General features: G+C 42.3%; 19 protein-coding genes. 18 read left to right on the top strand and 1 reads right to left on the bottom strand.

What is annotated here, in order from left to right:
* Positions 1-9 precede the first annotated feature (9 nt).
* From H538_RS0100825 to spoVM, 17 genes are all read left to right on the top strand, one after another.
* Positions 10-2,685, top strand: coding sequence for a calcium-translocating P-type ATPase, SERCA-type (locus H538_RS0100825; protein ID WP_026675928.1), 2,676 nt, complete (start codon positions 10-12; stop codon positions 2,683-2,685).
* A 233-nt stretch (positions 2,686-2,918) separates the two neighbouring features.
* Complete coding sequence (gene remA / locus H538_RS0100820; protein WP_026675927.1) at positions 2,919-3,173, top strand: extracellular matrix/biofilm regulator RemA; 255 nt, start codon at positions 2,919-2,921, stop codon at positions 3,171-3,173.
* Between the two features lie 29 nt (positions 3,174-3,202).
* Entirely contained in the window at positions 3,203-3,817 is a 615-nt protein-coding gene (gene gmk, locus H538_RS0100815; RefSeq protein ID WP_026675926.1) for a guanylate kinase, read from the top strand.
* A 1-nt stretch (position 3,818) separates the two neighbouring features.
* A complete protein-coding gene (gene rpoZ, locus H538_RS0100810; protein ID WP_026675925.1) occupies positions 3,819-4,025 on the top strand; it encodes a DNA-directed RNA polymerase subunit omega in 207 nt (68 codons plus the stop codon).
* A gap of 62 nt (positions 4,026-4,087) precedes the next feature.
* The gene (coaBC, locus tag H538_RS0100805) at positions 4,088-5,293 is read left to right on the top strand and encodes a bifunctional phosphopantothenoylcysteine decarboxylase/phosphopantothenate--cysteine ligase CoaBC (protein WP_026675924.1); all 1,206 of its coding nucleotides are present in this window, start codon (positions 4,088-4,090) and stop codon (positions 5,291-5,293) included.
* Positions 5,290-7,698 (top strand): primosomal protein N', encoded by a 2,409-nt coding sequence (gene priA / locus H538_RS0100800; protein WP_026675923.1) that lies wholly within the window; start codon positions 5,290-5,292, stop codon positions 7,696-7,698. Before coaBC ends, priA begins: the two co-directional genes overlap by 4 nt.
* 36 nt (positions 7,699-7,734) lie before the next feature.
* The gene (gene def / locus H538_RS0100795; protein ID WP_026675922.1) at positions 7,735-8,214 is read left to right on the top strand and encodes a peptide deformylase; all 480 of its coding nucleotides are present in this window, start codon (positions 7,735-7,737) and stop codon (positions 8,212-8,214) included.
* Positions 8,215-8,238: 24 nt separating this feature from the next.
* Positions 8,239-9,165 (top strand): methionyl-tRNA formyltransferase, encoded by a 927-nt coding sequence (gene fmt / locus H538_RS0100790; RefSeq protein WP_035349848.1) that lies wholly within the window; start codon positions 8,239-8,241, stop codon positions 9,163-9,165.
* Complete coding sequence (gene rsmB, locus H538_RS0100785; RefSeq protein ID WP_026675920.1) at positions 9,155-10,513, top strand: 16S rRNA (cytosine(967)-C(5))-methyltransferase RsmB; 1,359 nt, start codon at positions 9,155-9,157, stop codon at positions 10,511-10,513. Before fmt ends, rsmB begins: the two co-directional genes overlap by 11 nt.
* A gap of 13 nt (positions 10,514-10,526) precedes the next feature.
* Positions 10,527-11,612 carry a dual-specificity RNA methyltransferase RlmN gene (rlmN, locus tag H538_RS0100780; RefSeq protein WP_026675919.1) on the top strand — a complete coding sequence of 362 codons (1,086 nt, stop codon included), beginning with the start codon at positions 10,527-10,529 and terminating at the stop codon, positions 11,610-11,612.
* Between the two features lie 5 nt (positions 11,613-11,617).
* Entirely contained in the window at positions 11,618-12,382 is a 765-nt protein-coding gene (locus H538_RS0100775; RefSeq protein ID WP_026675918.1) for a Stp1/IreP family PP2C-type Ser/Thr phosphatase, read from the top strand.
* A complete protein-coding gene (gene pknB / locus H538_RS0100770) occupies positions 12,379-14,382 on the top strand; it encodes a Stk1 family PASTA domain-containing Ser/Thr kinase (RefSeq protein ID WP_026675917.1) in 2,004 nt (667 codons plus the stop codon). Before H538_RS0100775 ends, pknB begins: the two co-directional genes overlap by 4 nt.
* Before the next feature lies 1 nt (position 14,383).
* Positions 14,384-15,262, top strand: a complete 879-nt coding sequence (gene rsgA / locus H538_RS0100765; RefSeq protein ID WP_026675916.1) for a ribosome small subunit-dependent GTPase A — start codon at positions 14,384-14,386, stop codon at positions 15,260-15,262.
* Between the two features lies 1 nt (position 15,263).
* A complete protein-coding gene (gene rpe / locus H538_RS0100760) occupies positions 15,264-15,911 on the top strand; it encodes a ribulose-phosphate 3-epimerase (protein WP_026675915.1) in 648 nt (215 codons plus the stop codon).
* A gap of 48 nt (positions 15,912-15,959) precedes the next feature.
* Positions 15,960-16,532 (top strand): energy-coupled thiamine transporter ThiT, encoded by a 573-nt coding sequence (gene thiT / locus H538_RS0100755; RefSeq protein WP_035349724.1) that lies wholly within the window; start codon positions 15,960-15,962, stop codon positions 16,530-16,532.
* Complete coding sequence (locus tag H538_RS0100750; RefSeq protein ID WP_026675913.1) at positions 16,529-17,173, top strand: thiamine diphosphokinase; 645 nt, start codon at positions 16,529-16,531, stop codon at positions 17,171-17,173. The genes thiT and H538_RS0100750 overlap by 4 nt, the downstream gene beginning before the upstream one ends.
* Before the next feature lie 101 nt (positions 17,174-17,274).
* Positions 17,275-17,355 carry a stage V sporulation protein SpoVM gene (gene spoVM / locus H538_RS22815; protein ID WP_035349723.1) on the top strand — a complete coding sequence of 27 codons (81 nt, stop codon included), beginning with the start codon at positions 17,275-17,277 and terminating at the stop codon, positions 17,353-17,355.
* Between the two features lie 74 nt (positions 17,356-17,429).
* Here the strand turns inward: spoVM and rpmB are convergent, their stop codons facing one another.
* Positions 17,430-17,618 carry a 50S ribosomal protein L28 gene (rpmB, locus tag H538_RS0100740; RefSeq protein WP_026675912.1) on the bottom strand — a complete coding sequence of 63 codons (189 nt, stop codon included), beginning with the start codon at positions 17,616-17,618 and terminating at the stop codon, positions 17,430-17,432.
* 226 nt (positions 17,619-17,844) lie between these two features.
* On the opposite strand from rpmB, the gene H538_RS0100735 reads away from it, so the two are divergent.
* A complete protein-coding gene (locus tag H538_RS0100735) occupies positions 17,845-18,207 on the top strand; it encodes an Asp23/Gls24 family envelope stress response protein (RefSeq protein ID WP_026675911.1) in 363 nt (120 codons plus the stop codon).
* The last annotated feature ends 21 nt before the right edge of the window (positions 18,208-18,228 follow it).

The following is an 18,228-nucleotide window of genomic DNA, read 5'->3' as shown; positions in this document are numbered from 1 at the left end:
GGTGGAAGTATGAACTGGTATGAATTATCGCAGGAAGAGGTTGAAAAGCTGACGAACAGTAATACGAAAGTGGGCCTCTCGGACAAAGAAAGCGAGAGGAAGTTAAAGGAATTCGGCTACAACCAGTTGCAAGAGGCGAAAAAGCCATCGGCCATTCTCGTATTTCTCGGACAATTTAAAGATTTTATGGTCCTTGTCTTGCTAGCTGCCACACTTTTATCAGGAATGCTCGGAGAGTATTTAGATGCGATCGCCATTATTTTAATTGTCATCATGAACGGAATTCTCGGGTTCATTCAAGAAAGGAAAGCGGAAAAGTCACTTGCGGCGCTCAGGGAGTTATCCGCGCCGACCGTTACCGTTTTACGAGAAGGATCATGGACGAACCTTCCGGCGAAAGAGTTGGTTGTCGGAGACGTCGTTAAAATCTCGAGCGGAGACCGGGTTGGAGCCGACTTGAGACTCATCTCGGCAAAAGGGCTATATATTGAAGAATCGGCATTGACCGGCGAATCCCTTCCTGTTCATAAATCATCTGATAGCATAAGAGGGAGGGAACTTCCACTTGGTGATCAATCGAACATGGCGTTTATGGGCACGATGGTGACGAGAGGAAACGGCGTTGGGATCGTCATCGGCACGGGAATGAAAACGGAAATGGGGAAAATCGCGCATTTAATCCAAAGTGCAGAAACCCTTTTAACACCGCTTCAATTAAAGCTTGAACAGCTCGGGAAAATCTTAATTGTAATCGCGCTATTATTGACCGTTCTTGTAGTCGCGGTCGGGGTTTATGAAGGGCATGACTTATACAGCATGATTTTATCCGGAGTGTCGCTTGCAGTTGCGGCGATACCTGAAGGACTTCCTGCTATCGTTACGATCGCGCTTGCATTAGGCGTACAAAAAATGATTAAGCGAAAAGCGATTGTGAGAAAACTGCCTTCTGTTGAAACGCTTGGTTGTGCAACCGTCATTTGTTCGGATAAAACAGGCACGCTTACCCAAAACAAAATGACCGTTACACATTTATGGAAAGAAGGTCAAACATGGAATGTGACAGGAAGCGGGGACTCTACTGGCGAGTTTTTAAGAAATGGGAAGAAATGCAATATCGAAAACGATGAAACGCTTTTGCAGCTGCTATCTTACTCCATTCTGTGCAACAATGCAGAACTTGTCTATTCGGAAAATAGAGATTCGTATACGATTAATGGCGACCCGACAGAAGCTGCCCTTGTCGTGAGTGGATTGAAGGCAGGAATTACAAAAGAATCATTGCTGGAGCAAATCGAAATTCTCGACGAATTTCCGTTTGACTCCACGCGGAAAATGATGAGTGTCGTCATCCAAAACAAAAATAGTGAAAAGTTTGTGATTACAAAAGGTGCACCAGATGTCCTTTTGCAAAAATGTGACTATATTATATGGGATGGAAAACGCCAATTGATCAGGCAACAACATATTGAAAAAGTAAAAGAGGCCATCACGTCGCTTGGCAGCCAGGCCCTTCGGACAATCGCTGTCGCCTATAAACCGTTAAAATCGGCAGATGATGCAACTTCGGCGCGATCAGCTGAAAGCCATCTTACATTTGTCGGATTGCAAGGGATGATCGATCCGCCAAGGCCAGAAGTGCGCAGGAGCATTAAAGATTGTCAAAAAGCCGGCATTAAAACGGTGATGATAACCGGTGACCATGTCGTTACCGCAAGCGCTATCGCGAGACAACTTGACATATTACCGCCAAACGGAAAAGTAGTTGATGGCGCGTCTTTGCAGGCGATGAGCGAGGAAGAATTAGAACGGGAAGTTGAAAATATTTATGTTTATGCCCGTGTTTCACCGGAACATAAGCTGAAAATCGTCAAGGCATTGCAGAAACGTGGACATGTCGTGGCGATGACGGGGGACGGCGTGAATGACGCACCCGCCATTAAATCCGCCAATATCGGTGTGGCGATGGGCATAACGGGAACGGATGTGGCGAAAGAATCATCGTCCCTCGTCCTTAGTGATGATAATTTTGCGACGATCCGGGCGGCGATTGAAGAGGGAAGAAATATTTATGAAAACATTAGAAAGTTCATTCGCTATTTGCTCGCTTCTAACGTTGGGGAAATACTTGTTATGTTGTTCGCGATGTTATTAAAAATGCCGCTTCCGCTCTTGCCGATTCAAATATTATGGGTAAATCTCGTAACAGACGGATTGCCGGCAATGGCGCTCGGTGTCGATCCGGCTGAAGACAATGTAATGAAACGTGAGCCGAGAAAATCAAATGAAGGCGTTTTTTCACGGGGATTGGGTTGGAAAATAATTTCCAGGGGATTTATGATTGGAGCGGTGACAACATTAGCATTTTGGATTGCGCTTAAGGAAAATCCGGATTTTCTCATCAGAGCACAGACAATAGCTTTCTGTACACTTGTCATGGCCCAGCTGATCCATGTGTTTGATTGCCGGAGCGAGCGATCCGTTTTCCATCGTAATCCTTTTCAAAATATATACCTTGTTCTAGCCGTCTTATCATCGGTCTTGCTTTTGCTTGTCGCGATGTACATTCCATTCCTGCAATCCATCTTCCATACGATTCCGCTCAATTTGCGCGACTGGCTGCTTGTCATCGGTATGGCTTCCATTCCAACATTTGCGCTCGCCGGATTCCAGGTCTTTAAGAGGTAATGAAGGGATGAATAAGAGGTGATAAAAGGGTGAGTAAATATTCATCCTTTTATCACCAACAAAATTGCTTTAGCAATATTGTTGTATCTTTCGACAAAATTGTTTAGAATTACATAATGGTATGGTAAAATGAAAGCAATCAGGGTGCGGACAAACGTTTTTCATATACATAGATTATGGCTCGGACAGGAAATGGTTAGAATAGAACTACCAGGGTTAGGGGCGGTTATTTTATGAAATTAATAAATATAGGATATGGAAATATTGTTGCAGCTCACCGCATCGTTTCAGTCGTCAGTCCAGAATCTGCACCAATTAAACGATTAATAACGATGGCTAGAGACGGGAATATGTTAATCGATGCGACATATGGACGGAGGACAAGAGCTGTTATTATAACCGACAGTGATCATGTCATTTTAACCGCTGTTCAACCGGAAACGGTAGCACAACGCTTGCTTTCAATTGAAGAAGGCACCGAGGACTAAGGAATGGAAGGTTGTTTTAGGAGGTTTATATGAATACAGAACGCGGCATATTGTTCGTGCTTTCAGGTCCTTCCGGAGTTGGTAAAGGTACGATTTGCAAAGCATTACGGGCGCAGAACATTGAAGTTAACTACTCAGTGTCGGCAACGACGAGAAAGCCTCGCGCCGGAGAGAAGCACGGAGTAGATTACTTTTTTAAAACACATGAAGAATTTCAACAAATGATTCAGAACAATGAACTGCTTGAATGGGCGGAATATGTCGGGAACTATTACGGTACGCCAATTGAGTATGTGAAAAAAACGCTGGATGAAGGAAAAGATGTCTTGCTTGAAATCGAAGTTCAAGGCGCACTTCAAGTAAAAAAGGCTTTTCCAGAAGGCGTGTTTATTTTCCTCACTCCGCCGAGCCTGGAAGAGTTGCGCAATCGGATTGTCGGCCGGGGGACGGAGACTGAAGACTTAATCAGCAATCGAATGAAAGTGGCAAGAGAAGAAATTGAGATGATGCAGCATTACGATTATTCTGTTGTCAATGATGAAGTAGAATGTGCATGCAACCGGATTAAAGCCATTATCACGACCGAGCATTGTCGTGTGGATCGTGTGACGAACCGCTATAAAAATTTATTAGGAGTTGAATAACATGCTTTATCCATCGATCGATAAGTTAATGGAAAGAATTGATTCCAAATATTCCCTTGTTACGCTCTCTTCAAAAAGAGCAAGGGAAATTCAAAAATACTCTAACAGTTTGATCGAAAAGCCAGTCTCTCATAAATATGTCGGAAAAGCATTAGAAGAGATTAATGCTGGATTATTGTCGGTGAAAAAGAAGGAGCAAGAAAAATAACAACCTAGTTATAGGTTGTTATTTTTTTAAGATGATGAATGAATCAATGGAGGCGGTCTGCTATGGAAATGAAGGGGAAACGAATCTTATTATGCGTAACCGGTGGAATAGCCGCTTATAAAGCAGCGACCATTACAAGCCACTTATATAAAAAAGGTTACGAGGTAAAAGTGATGATGAGTGAATCAGCGCAAGAGTTTATCACTCCCCTTACCTTTCAAACCTTGTCACGTAATGAAGTATATACAAATACATTTGAAGAAAGAAGGCCTGACGTAATCGCCCACATTGATTTAGCCGATTGGGCGGATTTAATTGTTATCGCTCCGGCTACTGCAAATATAATTGGGAAGCTGGCCAATGGAATCGTTGATGATATGATCACAACAACTTTGACGGCAAGTACGGCACCAGTTTTCATCGCTCCTGCCATGAACGTTCATATGTATACTCATCCTGCCGTTGTAAAAAATATGCAAACCCTTGCTTCTTTTGGCTACCAATTTATCGAACCTGGCGAAGGGCTTCTTGCCTGTGGGTATATTGGAAAAGGGAGATTAGCGGAGCCGGAAGAGATCATCGAGGCAATCGATTCCTTTTTTATGAAGAAACCGGATTTGCCTTTACAAGGAAAACATCTTCTCGTAACGGCAGGGCCAACGCGTGAAGAGGTTGATCCCGTCCGGTATTTTACGAACCATTCGTCCGGAAAAATGGGCTATGCAATTGCCCGCGCGGCCCGCGAACTCGGGGCGGATGTCACTTTAGTGAGCGGTCCGACAGCGCTAAAGGCGCCTGAAGGAGTCGAGCTCGTATCGGTCACTTCAACGGAAGACATGTATCATGCTGTAATGGAACGATATGAGAAACAGGATATTGTCATAAAATGCGCGGCCGTTGCCGATTATACGCCAAAAGTAAAATATCAGGAAAAAGTGAAGAAAAAAAATGAAGGCTGGACGATTGAAATGGAGAAAACAGTCGACATTTTGCATGCCCTGGGAAGAAATAAGCAGCACCAGATTCTTGTTGGCTTTGCCGCAGAAACAGATAATGTTGAAGAATATGCAAAGGACAAGCTCGAGCGGAAAAATCTGGATATGATTGTTGCCAATAATGTGGCTAGCCCTGGTTCCGGGTTTGGAACGGAAACAAACGAAGTGACCATCATAAGAAAAGATGGTGAGATGAAAAAATTTCCGCTATTAAGTAAAGAAGAAGTTGCTCATCGATTGTTGCGAGAAATATTGGATTTGATGGCCAAATGATTGCGAAAGTCATCGTCGATGTTCCGGCAAATACGGTCAATCGCTCGTTTGACTACAAGGTTCCTGAAAAATGGACGGATACGATCCAACCGGGAATGAGAGTCGTCGTTCCGTTTGGACCGAGAAAACTGCAAGGGTTTGTCATCGAACTTTGCGGGAAGTCGGAGGCAAAGCGGCTGAAAGAAATTAATGAACTCCTGGATCCTGTACCTGTTTTAACAGAAGAACTAATCGAGTTAGGAAAATGGCTCGCAAAAGAAACCCTTTGCTTTTTAATTTCCGCTTATCAAGTGATGCTTCCTTCAGCTATGAAGGCGACGTACAAGAAAGAATTTCGCTTGCTAAATGAAAATGAAAGCCTGCCGGCTGAAATAAGCGAATGGTTTAAACATCGAAAGAGTGTACCTTTAGAAGATGTATTATCGGTAACGCCATCGCCTCTTTCGCTCTTTCAAAAACTCGTAAAAGAAAAAAAGCTTGAAGTCATTTATCAAATAAAAGATAAAGCAGCGGTAAAAACGGTAAAGCTAGTGAAAGCCAATGGCGGCCGTAAAGAAATCGAACGTTACTTGGATTCTTTAATGAAACAGGCTTTAAAACAAAAAGAAATATTAAACTACTTTTTAAGTCATAATGAAGCTGTTCCGATCGGTGATTTGATCGATATGTTTGATACGACACGATCGACGATTCAGGCGATGGTGAAAAAAGGGTTTCTTGTTTTAGTTGAACAGGAAGTCTACCGAAACCCGTATGATAAAAACTATCATCCTTCAAAACCGCTGATGCTTACGACAGAACAGCAAAAGGCCATTCAACCGATTTTACGAAACATCGAAAACGGTAAGCATGAAACGCTGCTCATTCATGGGGTGACGGGAAGCGGGAAAACAGAAATTTATTTGCAATCGATACAAGAAGCAATAACTAAAGGGAAAGAAGCGATCGTGCTCGTGCCGGAAATCGCGTTAACGCCACAAATGGTCACCCGTTTTAAGGAGCGGTTCGGTTCACATGTTGCTGTATTGCATAGCGGATTATCCATCGGTGAAAAGTATGATGAATGGCGGAAGATTCATCGTAAAGAAGTGTCCGTCGTGGTCGGGGCAAGGTCAGCTGTATTTGCGCCGTTTGAAAATCTTGGATTGATTATTATCGATGAAGAACATGAATCGAGTTACAAACAGGAAGAAAATCCGCGTTATCATGCCAGAGATGTGGCCATTTGGCGAGGAAAGTTTCATCAATGTCCGGTCGTTTTAGGAAGTGCCACTCCTTCATTAGAGAGCTATGCGCGGGCGCAAAGAAACGTTTATACCTTATGTGAATTGAAAGAACGTGTAAATAATAGAGAACTTCCTGCCGTTTCAGTAATAGATATGCGGGAAGAGCTGCGCGCGGGAAACCGTTCGATGTTTTCACGAGAGCTTTATAGCAAGCTCTCCGAGCGGATCGAAAAAGGGGAACAATCTGTACTGCTTCTTAATCGCCGCGGCTATTCTACCTTTGTTTTATGCCGTGATTGCGGCTATGTAGCAGGCTGCCCGCACTGTGATATTTCATTAACCTATCATAAAAAACACCATCTATTAAAATGTCATTATTGCGGTTATCAGGAAGGAATGCCTTCTGTCTGTCCGTCCTGTTATAGTGAACATATCCGTTTTTTTGGAACAGGGACGCAAAAGGTTGAAGAAGAATTGGCCAAAATTTTGCCAGAGGCGAAAGTCATTCGGATGGATGTTGATACAACATCCCGGAAAGGAAGCCATGAAAAGCTGCTGAATGAATTTGGTAGCGGTGCGGCCAATATACTTCTCGGCACACAAATGATTGCTAAAGGGCTTGATTTTCCTAAAGTTACGCTCGTCGGTGTACTGGCAGCGGATACGATGCTCCATCTGCCGGATTTTCGGGCTTCAGAAAAAACGTTTCAGTTGTTAACCCAGGTAAGCGGGCGAGCGGGCAGGCACGCGTTAAAAGGGGAAGTTGTCATTCAAAGCTATACGTGTTCCCATTACAGCATTCAACTTGCTGCCGAACACGACTATCTATCTTTTTACAAAAAAGAAATGGGAATAAGAAAAGCCCATCAATACCCGCCATACTACTATTTAAGTTTAGTGACGATTTCTCATCCGGATTTAATGAAGGTTGTTAGTGTAAGTGAAAAAATCGCGGCATTTTTAAAACGCCAGATGACGAACGAAACGATCGTGCTCGGTCCTGTTGCATCGCCACTTTCGCGCATTAAAGATAGATATCGGTATGCAGTCATGGTAAAATACAGAAATGAACCGCGGCTGGATGAATATTTTTCTGACCTGATTCATCACTATCAGCGTGAAATTTCATCCGGCGAATTGCAACTATCAATCGATATGAATGCACTAAATATGATGTAGCATCTCAGTGATTAATAATGAATGGAGAGTTTTTAAATGGCAGTAAGAGACATCGTTTGTCATCCAAATGATATTTTAGAAAAAGAATGCAAGCCAGTAGCAGAATTTAATAATGAATTACACCGATTGTTAGACGATATGTTTGAAACGATGTATGAGGCGGAAGGTGTAGGCCTTGCCGCTCCGCAAATCGGGATTGGCCAGCAAATCGCCGTTGTCGATATCGGTGATGACAATGGGCAAATTGAAATGATCAATCCTACGATTACCGAAAGGGAAGGAGAACAAACCGGAATAGAGGGATGCTTAAGCTTTCCCGGTTTATTTGGGGATGTAACGAGGGCGCAAAAGGTAACGGTTAAAGCGCAAAACCGTTTTGGCGAAGAATTTATTTTAAAGGCGGAAGGTTTTTTAGCGCGAGCCCTTCAACATGAAATCGACCACTTAGGCGGTATTTTATTTACGACAAAAGTGACAAAATTTTATACAGAAGAAGAATTGGAACGAGAAAGGTAGGTGCCTGGAGTGAAAATTGTTTTTATGGGAACACCGGATTTTTCCGTCCCTATATTACGCCAATTAGTTATGGATGGCTATGAACTGCAGGCGGTTGTCACACAGCCGGACAAGCCGCAGGGGCGCAAAAAGATCATTAAACCGACACCTGTAAAAGAAGAAGCTTTGCGTCATCAAATTCCTGTTTATCAACCGCGGAAATTAAGGGAAGAATATGAAGAAATCATTCAATTAAAGCCAGATTTGATCGTGACGGCGGCATATGGGCAAATTTTGCCGAAGGCGGTATTGGAAGCTCCCAAATATGGCTGCATTAACGTACATGCCTCTTTGCTTCCGGAATATAGAGGCGGAGCGCCGATTCATCAATGCATTATCGATGGAAAAAAAGAAACAGGTGTTACGATCATGTATATGGTCGAAAAGCTGGATGCCGGAGATATTCTCACTCAAGTTGTCGTTCCGATTGAAGAGGTTGACACTGTCGGTACGATGCATGATAAACTTAGCGCGGCCGGGGCAAAATTATTATCGCAAACAATACCTGACCTTATCGAAGGAAAGATACGTCCGGTAAAGCAGGACGATGAGAAAGCGACATTTGCCAGCAATATTTCCAGGGAGCAGGAGAAAATTGACTGGGGGAAAGATGGCGAAGATATTTACAATCAAATCCGCGGGTTAAATCCATGGCCTGTCGCTTATACTAGCTTAAACGGTAAACCGCTAAAAATATGGCAGGGATTAAAAGTTAAGCGGAAGGAACCGATGGAACCCGGCACGATTGTAGAAATCCAAAATGACGGTTTTGTCGTTGCCTCCGGAAACAAAACGGCGATACTCGTAACGGAATTGCAACCGGCCGGCAAAAAAAGAATGGCGGCAAAGCAGTTTCTACAAGGTGCAAATTTATCCATTGGAACAAAGTTAGGTGAATCTTTTGAAAAATAGTGCAAGAAACATTGCCCTTGATATCCTTATTAAAATTGAACAAAACCAGGCCTACAGCAACCTCCTGCTTAACCAGTCGATCAAGAAGAGCGAGTTAAGCAAAACTGACATTGGACTTTTAACCGAACTTGTCTATGGAACCATTCAAAGAAAAAACACGCTTGATTTCTTTCTTACGCCGTTCATTAAAAAAGGGATGGACAAGGTCGACCGCTGGGTGCTCGTATTGCTTCGCATGTCGTTGTACCAAATGCATTATTTAGACAGAATTCCCGACCATGCGATCTTGAACGAGGCCGTCGAAATTGCAAAAAGACGCGGCCATAAAGGAATTGCGTCATTCGTCAATGGTGTCCTTAGAAAAATTCAGCGAGAAGGGGTCAGAAGTTTTAAAGAGATCGACGATAAACTCGACCGTATCGCCCTTGAATATAGCACTCCACGCTGGCTGGTGAAACGATGGATCAAGCAGTATGGAGAAGAAGAAACAATTCAGATGTGCCAAATAAATACAATCCCGGCACCGGTTGCAGCAAGAGTCAACAGCAACCAAACGACAAGGGAAGAGGCCATCAAATTGTTGGAAAACGAAGGGGTTATCGCAAGTCGTGGAGAACTTTCCCCGAGTGCTATTAAAATTGTAAAAGGCAGCCTCCCCCAATCAGAAAGTTATAAAAAAGGGCTATTGACGATTCAGGATGAAAGTTCGATGCTCGTTGCCCCGGCGCTCGATGTTAAACAAGGGCAAAAAATTTTGGATGCATGTTCCGCTCCGGGAGGGAAAACGACGCATATCGCAGAATTGTTAAATCATTCAGGTGAAGTGATTGCGCTTGACCTTCATCCACATAAAGTGAAGCTCATCCTTGAACTAAAAAGTCGCCTTCATTTAACGAATGTTGAAGCGAAAGCGTTAGATGCACGAAAGGCGCCTGATGTATTTGAACCGGAATCATTTGATCGCATTTTAGTCGATGCTCCTTGCACAGGATTTGGTGTTATTCGGAAGAAGCCTGATTTAAAATGGACGAAAAAAGAATCAGATGTTGAAAGAATTACCGATATTCAACGAGAGATTTTAGATAAAGTCGCTGGTCTTCTGAAGCCCGGGGGTCTATTATTATATAGTACATGTACGATCGATAAAGAAGAGAATGAACAGATGGCAGTTCAATTTCTGAATGAACATCCGGAATTCAGCTGGGATGAAGCATTTATTAAAAGACTTCCAGAACCGTTGCAGCCCTATGTAAAAGCGGGAAAAGCCCAGGTGCAAATTTTGCCCCATTATTTTAACAGCGACGGCTTTTACTTAGCATGCTTTAAAAAAAGCGAGAAAAGACAATAGGTGGTGAGTTGGCATGCTGAAACCATTAAGTGAAAAACAGGCGAATCCGGATATTAAACCTTCCATTTTTTCATTGGAGCTTTCGGATTTACAAAATTGGCTCGAAGATATTCATGAACCAAAATTCAGAGCGGCTCAAATTTTTGATTGGTTATACACAAAACGTGTCACATCGTATGATGAAATGACCAATTTGCCAAAAGGATTAAGAGAAAAGCTGCAAGATGTTTTTTATATTGAGCCGATGAAAGAAGTCGTTCGCCAGGAATCATCGGATGGAACGATCAAATTTTTATTTGAATTGCAAGACGGTTATTCGATTGAAACCGTATTAATGCGCCATAACTACGGCAACAGCGTTTGTGTGACAACACAGGTAGGATGTCGTCTTGGCTGTACATTTTGTGCATCAACACTTGGAGGCCTAAAAAGAAACCTGCACGCCGGGGAAATTGTTTCACAAGTCCTTCAAGTGCAACGGGCATTGGACGAAACGAATGAACGGGTCGATTCAATCGTCATTATGGGCATCGGTGAACCGTTTGATAATTTTGACGGGATGCTAAAGTTTTTAAAGATCGTTAACCATGATAAAGGCTTAAACATCGGGGCCCGGCATATTACGGTTTCGACGAGTGGAATTGTACCAGCCATTTATCAATTTGCTGACCAGGAAATGCAAATTAATTTTGCGATTTCCCTCCATGCACCGAATACAGAGCTCCGAAGCAAGCTTATGCCAGTTAATCGTTTGTATCCTTTAAATGAGTTAATGGATGCGATTCGATATTATATTAAAAAAACGGGAAGACGTGTCTCTTTTGAGTACGGTCTATTCGGCGGCGTCAATGACCAGGTTGAACATGCGGAAGAATTGGCTGAATTAATTAAAAATGTAAAATGCCATGTCAATTTAATTCCAGTCAACTATGTTCCGGAACGCAACTATGTCAGGACACCGAGGAAGCAAATTTTTAAATTTCTCGAGACGCTAAAAAAACGCGGGGTAAATGCTACGATTCGCCGCGAGCAAGGGCATGACATTGATGCGGCCTGCGGGCAGCTCCGGGCCAAGGAGCGTCAAGAAGAAACGAGGTGACTTTCATGAAGTATGCACTGAAAACTGATACAGGCAAAGTACGGCAGCATAACGAAGACAGCGGGGGAGTGTTCACGAAAGGTGAACACTTTCTTGCCATCGTTGCAGATGGCATGGGCGGACATAAGGCGGGAGACGTCGCCAGTTCAAAATCGGTTTCATTACTAAATGAAAAGTGGAAAGATACAGACTTAGGCGAAGTTGATACGCCGGAAAAAGCTGAAAAATGGCTGCTCGATGCGGTTGAAGATACGAATCAGAGGCTGTTTCAACATGCAAAAGAGAATAAAGAATGTGATGGAATGGGGACGACCTTAGTTGCAGCCATTTGTACCCCGGCGTCCGTTTCATTGTTACATATTGGAGATAGTCGTTGTTACCTTTTAAAACAAGGTTCATTAACTAAAATGACGGAAGATCATACACTTGTTAATGAACTTGTCCGTTCAGGGCAACTGTCTGAAGATGAAGCGGAGAACCATCCGAGGAAACATTGGATTTTGCGGGCGCTTGGCACGGAAGAAACGATCAATGTTGATCTTCTTTCGTTTACATGGGAAAAAGGCGATGTTGTCTTATTATGTTCTGATGGACTATCGAATAAAGTGTCTAGAGAAACGATGGAAGAAATGCTAAATAACGACCAATTGACGATACATGAACAAGTAGAGCGGCTCGTCAGCCTTGCGAATGAAGCTGGAGGTGAGGACAACATAACAATTGTCCTAATTTCCAATGATCGCGAAGAGCAAGAAAGGGAAGCTAAATGATTGGAAGAAGAATAAGTGGTCGTTATAAATTACTAGACATCATCGGTGATGGGGGAATGGCCATTGTCTATTGTGCTAAAGACTTAATCCTCGACCGAGATGTTGCCGTTAAAATTCTCCGGCCGGAGTTTTCTAGTGATGAAGAATTTATTAGAAGATTTAAAAGGGAAGCAGAAGCTGCGACAAGTTTAGACCATCCAAATATCGTTAATATTTTTGACGTCGGCGAAGAAAACAATACGTACTTTATTGTTATGGAGTACGTGAAGGGGAAAACATTAAAAGGCTACATTAAAGAACATGGCCGTCTTCCGGTTGATGAAGCAATCCGCATAATCAAACAGATTGCATCAGCAATGGCTGTTGCCCATCGCCATGGGATTATTCATCGGGATATAAAACCCCATAATATTTTAATAGACGAACAGGGAGTTGCGAAGGTAACCGATTTTGGCATCGCTCTTGCCATTACGTCCGCTACGATTACACATACGAATTCGGTTTTAGGCTCCGTCCATTATTTCTCTCCTGAACAGGCAAGAGGAGGGGGAGCAACCGCCAAATCCGATATTTATTCTTTAGGCATTGTCTTATTTGAAATGTTGACAGGATCTGTTCCATTTACAGGTGAATCTCCTGTTTCTGTCGCATTAAAACATTTGCAGGAAGAAATTCCTGAGCCGAGAGTATTAAATCCGGAGATTCCTCAAAGTGTTGAAAATATTATTTTGAAAGCACTGGCAAAAAATCCGTTGCAACGATATGAAAGTGCGGATGAATTGCTTGAAGACTTAGATACAGCTCTACTACCTGAACGTGTCAATGAAAATAAATGGCAATCGTTTGATGAGGAAGAGGATGTCACGCGCGTTATGACGCCTATTTCCAGCCCGCAGGCGAACACAACTGGTGCTGAAGTAGAGAAGATAGAGGAACAACCGGATAAGCCCGAGAAAAAACCGAAGAAAAAGAAGAAAAAATGGTGGCTTATCATCCTTCTTGCGGTGTTGCTAGTTGGAGGTTCAACCGTTGCTGCTTTTACCGTCTTTCCTAGCTTATTTGCTGTTAAAGAAGTTACTGTTCCAAATGTCGTAAATAAACCATATGAAGATGCTTTTGACGAACTTGCAAAGCATAAATTTAAAGTCAATCGAAAAATTCGTTATGATGATAAAGTGGCTCAGGGACATGTTATCAGCCAATCGCCGGGTGAAGGGACGAGCGCAAAAGAAGGAAGTTCCATTACCCTTTATGTTTCAAGAGGATTTAAAAAAGTAGATATGCTTGATGTTACAGGAATGAATATTGATTCAGCGAAAAAGCTGTTGGACGAGAATGGATATGACACGGATAATATTGAAGTCGTTCCGGTTGAATCTGAAGAAGTGGCAAAAGATAATATCATTTCACAAAAGCCTAAAAAGGGTGAAAAAGTAAATCCATCAGAGGATCCAATTATATTGCGAGTATCTAAGGGAGCCCCATCGATCCAATTGCCGAATTTTTACGATCAGTGGCAGAGCAGGGTGAAAGAATATACCGACAACAATGGTCTTAAAGTTGAATTCACTTATGAGTATTCGGATTCAGTAGAAAATGGAAAAGTCATCAATCAATCGCCATCGCCTTATACAAGCGTTGAAAAAGGGTCGACCATTAAAGTGACGATTTCAAAAGGCGAGGATCCTGAAAAAAAAACGAAACCAGATGGTAAAGATAAGGAAATTACGTTCAATAATAAACTAAAAGTTGAAGTTTCAGATGAAGATAAAGGGAAAACATTCCATGTGAAAATTGTCTACAGTGATGCAAATGCCACAGACAGCGTGTTTAAAGAGGAAGATATAACGGAAACAACGGAGTATATGTTGCCGCTGACGGTTAAGCCTGATGGTGAAGCTTCTTATACCGTTTACTTGAACGATAAAAAAGTGGCTTCTAAAACATTTGATTATGAAGATGTGAAAAAAGGAAAGTTTAAAGGGAAACACGGTGATTAAAATGAGTGAAGGCAGAATTATAAAATCACTTGCAGGATTTTACTATGTTTTATCTGATGGGACAGTATTTCAGTGCAGAGGACGAGGGAATTTCCGCAAGAAAAAAATAAGCCCCCTTGTCGGTGACTGGGTGGAATTTGAATCATCGAGCGAGACGGATGGCTATATATTGGAGATAAAAGAACGGAAAAATGAGCTCATTCGCCCGCCCATATCAAATGTCGATCAGGCGATTCTTGTTTTTTCCGCCAATCGGCCTGATTTTAGTTCGCTTTTACTTGACCGTTTTCTCGTCCATATTGAAGCCAATGAGATTACACCGATCATTTGTATATCAAAAATTGACCTTCTCAATGAAAAAAAACTTGAAATAGAAGACTACATTAAAGAATATGAGAAATTGGGATACCATGTTTTAACCACTTCGACAATCCTGCATGTCGGTATGGATGAAGTGAAAAGCCTGTTTAAAGATCATATTACCGTTTTTGCCGGCCAGTCAGGAGTAGGCAAATCGTCTTTATTAAATGCGATCAATCCTAATTTGAATTTGGAGACGAACGACATTTCTCAATCATTGGGCAGAGGTAAACATACGACAAGGCATGTGGAACTTATTCCTTTCGGGGAAGGCCTTGTTGCTGACACTCCGGGATTTAGCTCACTCGATTTTATTAACATAGAGCCTGAAGAGCTATCGGATTATTTTCCAGAGATGAGGGACAGGCGGCCATCATGTAAATTCAGAGGCTGCACCCATAGTTCAGAGCCTAAATGCGCCGTTAAAGAAGCGGTGGCGGATGGAGCAATCGCAACATCCCGATATGAGCATTACCTGGAATTTTTACAAGAAATAAAAGAGCAAAAACGGAGGTACTGACATGATTAAAGTTGCACCATCCATACTTTCCGCAGATTTTGCAAAACTCGGGGAAGAAATTAAAAAAGTAGAAAGCGCTGGGGCAGATTATATTCACATTGATGTAATGGATGGCCATTTCGTTCCAAATATTACGATGGGGCCCCTTATTGTGAGCGCCATACGGCCGTTAACAGCGAAAACGCTGGATGTCCATTTAATGATCGAAAATCCCGATCGATACATTCCGGAGTTTGTTAAAGCGGGTGCCGATATTCTTTCTGTTCATGTGGAAGCTTGCCCGCACTTACACCGTACGATCCATTTAATTAAAGAACTTGGCGTAAAGCCAGGTGTCGTCATTAATCCGGCTACTCCTGTCGATACGATTCAACATGTTCTCAAAGATGTGGATCTTGTGCTCTTAATGACGGTGAACCCGGGCTTTGGCGGGCAGTCGTTTATCCATGACGTATTGCCGAAAATCAAAGCGGTAGCAACCATGGCTCGTGAACGTAATCTTACGATTGACATCGAAGTTGATGGCGGTGTCAACGCAGAAACGGCGAAACTGTGCGTGGAAGCTGGTGCAAATGTACTCGTCGCCGGTTCCGCCATTTACGGCAAAGAAGATGTAGAGCGTGCCATAGCTTCTATTCGCGGAAAATAAAAACAACCGGCATTTCATATGCCGGTTATTTATTAGGAGGGTCTTATCATGAATTCTCGGGTCGTTTTTTTAGCGGAAGTTGCAATTATGTCCGCTCTTTCGATCATTCTTGGCCTGATTAGCTTTAGAGGTTTATGGGCGCAGGGAGGATCGGTTTCACTAGAAATGATCCCCATTTTCTTAATGGCCTTTCGCAGGGGATTAAAAGGAGGGCTTTTAACAGGACTTGTTGTCGGGCTCTTGCAACTGCTCTTAAACCCTATTGCAGGAGCGCATCCTGTTTCCATTTTGCTTGATTACCCGCTGGCTTTCATGGCCGCAGGATTTGCCGGGCTTTTTTCCGTAGCTCCAAATGCAACTACGAAACAGCGAACGAAGTCTATTGTGTTCGGCATTTTTTTCGGCAGTTTATTACGCCTTGTTTGCCATTATATTTCCGGTGTTGTCTTTTTTGGAAGCTATGCACCTGACAACATGAACCCATACATTTATTCTCTGCTCTACAACATATCGTACATGATTCCGGTAGCAATGATCACCCTTATCACTTTTCTATTTCTTACTAACACAGCTCCAAAAATCTTGCACGGATCAAATAAGGGAGTATCAAGCGCAGCATGATGATTTATATTGTGGCCGGAGGGCCGGTCCATCGTTTGCCGGATTTATCGCAAGTAAAACAGGAAAATACGGTCTGGGTCGGAGTGGACAGAGGTGTGTGGACATTATTGGAAAATAGAATCACTCCATCTTGTGCGTTCGGTGACTTTGATTCGATAACACGTACGGAAAAAGAAACGATTGAGGCGCGGGGGATAACAACATTTGTTTACCCTGACGAAAAAAATGAAACGGATTTGGAGCTTGCGCTTAACTGGGCGTTCGGGCAAACTCCTCAGGAAATTATTTTGCTCGGGGCAACGGGGGGACGATTGGATCATGAGTTAGTCAATGTTCAACTGTTGTTAAAAGGACTGGAAAACGGCATAAAGATGAGCATTGTCGATTCTCAGAACAAAATTGAATTATTTGCCCCGGGTGACTACATCATTGAAGGGGATGAATACTTTCGGTATATTTCTTTCCTTGCATTTACTAATATTGTCGAAGGAATTACCCTTTCCGGGTTTAAATACCCACTGGAAAATGCAACGCTTAAAAAAGGATCAACGCTTTGCATTTCAAACGAGCTTGTAAAGAAAAATGGTACTTATTCTTTCTCAAGCGGCATATTAATGATGATAAAGAGCCGTGATTCATAATACATCCTTAGATGGCAGGTCCATTGGTACGCTTTTTTTATAAGAGAATACATTGGTAGTGAATGTCTTATTATTTATACAGGGCCTGGAGGAGGGGGAAGATGAAGTTTTATACCATTAAGCTACCTAAGTTTTTAGGAGGATTTATACGGGCAATCTTAGGATCGATTAAAAAAGGGTAACACAAAAAAGCATCCTCTAATCGGATGCTTTTTTGCATTTAATAAAAAAACTGTGGCTAGCCACAGTTTTTTTATTAAACACGCTCAACTTTTCCAGACTTAAGTGCGCGAGCAGAAACGTATACACGCTTAGGCTTACCGTCTACTAAAATGCGAACTTTTTGAACGTTAACGCCCCAGCTTTTTTTAGATTTGTTCATTGCGTGAGAACGCTTATTTCCAGTTTTAGGACCTTTTCCAGTGATCACACATTTACGAGCCATAATCGTTGTACCTCCTTTATTACAGCAGATCGAAAAAACTTCAGTAGTATGTTAAATACTAACTAATAGTAGCATGAGAGGAGGAAGAATGCAATAGTTTAAATTAAGTATTTCAAGTAAAAATCCTTGACAATATTTTTATCCTTACTGTCTGGTAGCTTTTAAAAAAACATATTGTATAGTAAAATGAGTGTTAATCAATGGTTTCACGAAAGGGGTTCTATTCATGTCCATAGAAATTAAAAATAAGTATGGCCATATTGATATTTCGACTGAAGTTATCGCTGCCATTAGCGGAGGTGCAGCAATCGATTGTTATGGAATTGTGGGTATGGCGTCCCGTAAACAAATTAAAGATGGAATTACGGAACTGTTAGGCCGTGATAATTTTTCCCGCGGCATTGTCGTGCGTTTAGAAGAAGATGAGATTCATATTGATATGTACATTATCGTAAGCTATGGAACGAAAATTTCTGAAGTGGCTCATAATGTCCAAACAAAAGTAAAATATACGCTTGATCAAATGCTAGGATTATCGATTGATTCTGTAAATATTTTTGTCCAGGGTGTGAGGGTGACGACCCCATAGTTACGTTAGGAGGAAGCTTTA

Origin of the sequence: Fictibacillus gelatini DSM 15865 (assembly GCF_000430745.1) — a bacterium.
Taxonomy (GTDB): domain Bacteria; phylum Bacillota; class Bacilli; order Bacillales; family Fictibacillaceae; genus Fictibacillus_A; species Fictibacillus_A gelatini.
The sequence above is the reverse complement of the archived record's forward strand: the minus strand, read 5'-3'. Positions and strand labels throughout refer to the sequence as shown.

Bases quoted from the DNA above. Each gene is read 5' to 3' on its own strand.
- rpe (WP_026675915.1), top strand. From the start codon at position 15,264: ATGATTAAAGTTGCACCATCCATACTTTCCGCAGATTTTGCAAAACTC.
- thiT (WP_035349724.1), top strand. From the start codon at position 15,960: ATGAATTCTCGGGTCGTTTTTTTAGCGGAAGTTGCAATTATGTCCGCT.
- H538_RS0100775 (WP_026675918.1), top strand. From the start codon at position 11,618: ATGAAGTATGCACTGAAAACTGATACAGGCAAAGTACGGCAGCATAAC.
- coaBC (WP_026675924.1), top strand. From the start codon at position 4,088: ATGGAAATGAAGGGGAAACGAATCTTATTATGCGTAACCGGTGGAATA.
- def (WP_026675922.1), top strand. From the start codon at position 7,735: ATGGCAGTAAGAGACATCGTTTGTCATCCAAATGATATTTTAGAAAAA.
- rpmB (WP_026675912.1), bottom strand. From the start codon at position 17,618: ATGGCTCGTAAATGTGTGATCACTGGAAAAGGTCCTAAAACTGGAAAT.
- H538_RS0100750 (WP_026675913.1), top strand. From the start codon at position 16,529: ATGATGATTTATATTGTGGCCGGAGGGCCGGTCCATCGTTTGCCGGAT.
- spoVM (WP_035349723.1), top strand. From the start codon at position 17,275: ATGAAGTTTTATACCATTAAGCTACCTAAGTTTTTAGGAGGATTTATA.
- fmt (WP_035349848.1), top strand. From the start codon at position 8,239: ATGGGAACACCGGATTTTTCCGTCCCTATATTACGCCAATTAGTTATG.
- H538_RS0100735 (WP_026675911.1), top strand. From the start codon at position 17,845: ATGTCCATAGAAATTAAAAATAAGTATGGCCATATTGATATTTCGACT.
- gmk (WP_026675926.1), top strand. From the start codon at position 3,203: ATGAATACAGAACGCGGCATATTGTTCGTGCTTTCAGGTCCTTCCGGA.
- rsgA (WP_026675916.1), top strand. From the start codon at position 14,384: ATGAGTGAAGGCAGAATTATAAAATCACTTGCAGGATTTTACTATGTT.
- remA (WP_026675927.1), top strand. From the start codon at position 2,919: ATGAAATTAATAAATATAGGATATGGAAATATTGTTGCAGCTCACCGC.
- rlmN (WP_026675919.1), top strand. From the start codon at position 10,527: ATGCTGAAACCATTAAGTGAAAAACAGGCGAATCCGGATATTAAACCT.
- rpoZ (WP_026675925.1), top strand. From the start codon at position 3,819: ATGCTTTATCCATCGATCGATAAGTTAATGGAAAGAATTGATTCCAAA.
- H538_RS0100825 (WP_026675928.1), top strand. From the start codon at position 10: ATGAACTGGTATGAATTATCGCAGGAAGAGGTTGAAAAGCTGACGAAC.
- pknB (WP_026675917.1), top strand. From the start codon at position 12,379: ATGATTGGAAGAAGAATAAGTGGTCGTTATAAATTACTAGACATCATC.
- priA (WP_026675923.1), top strand. From the start codon at position 5,290: ATGATTGCGAAAGTCATCGTCGATGTTCCGGCAAATACGGTCAATCGC.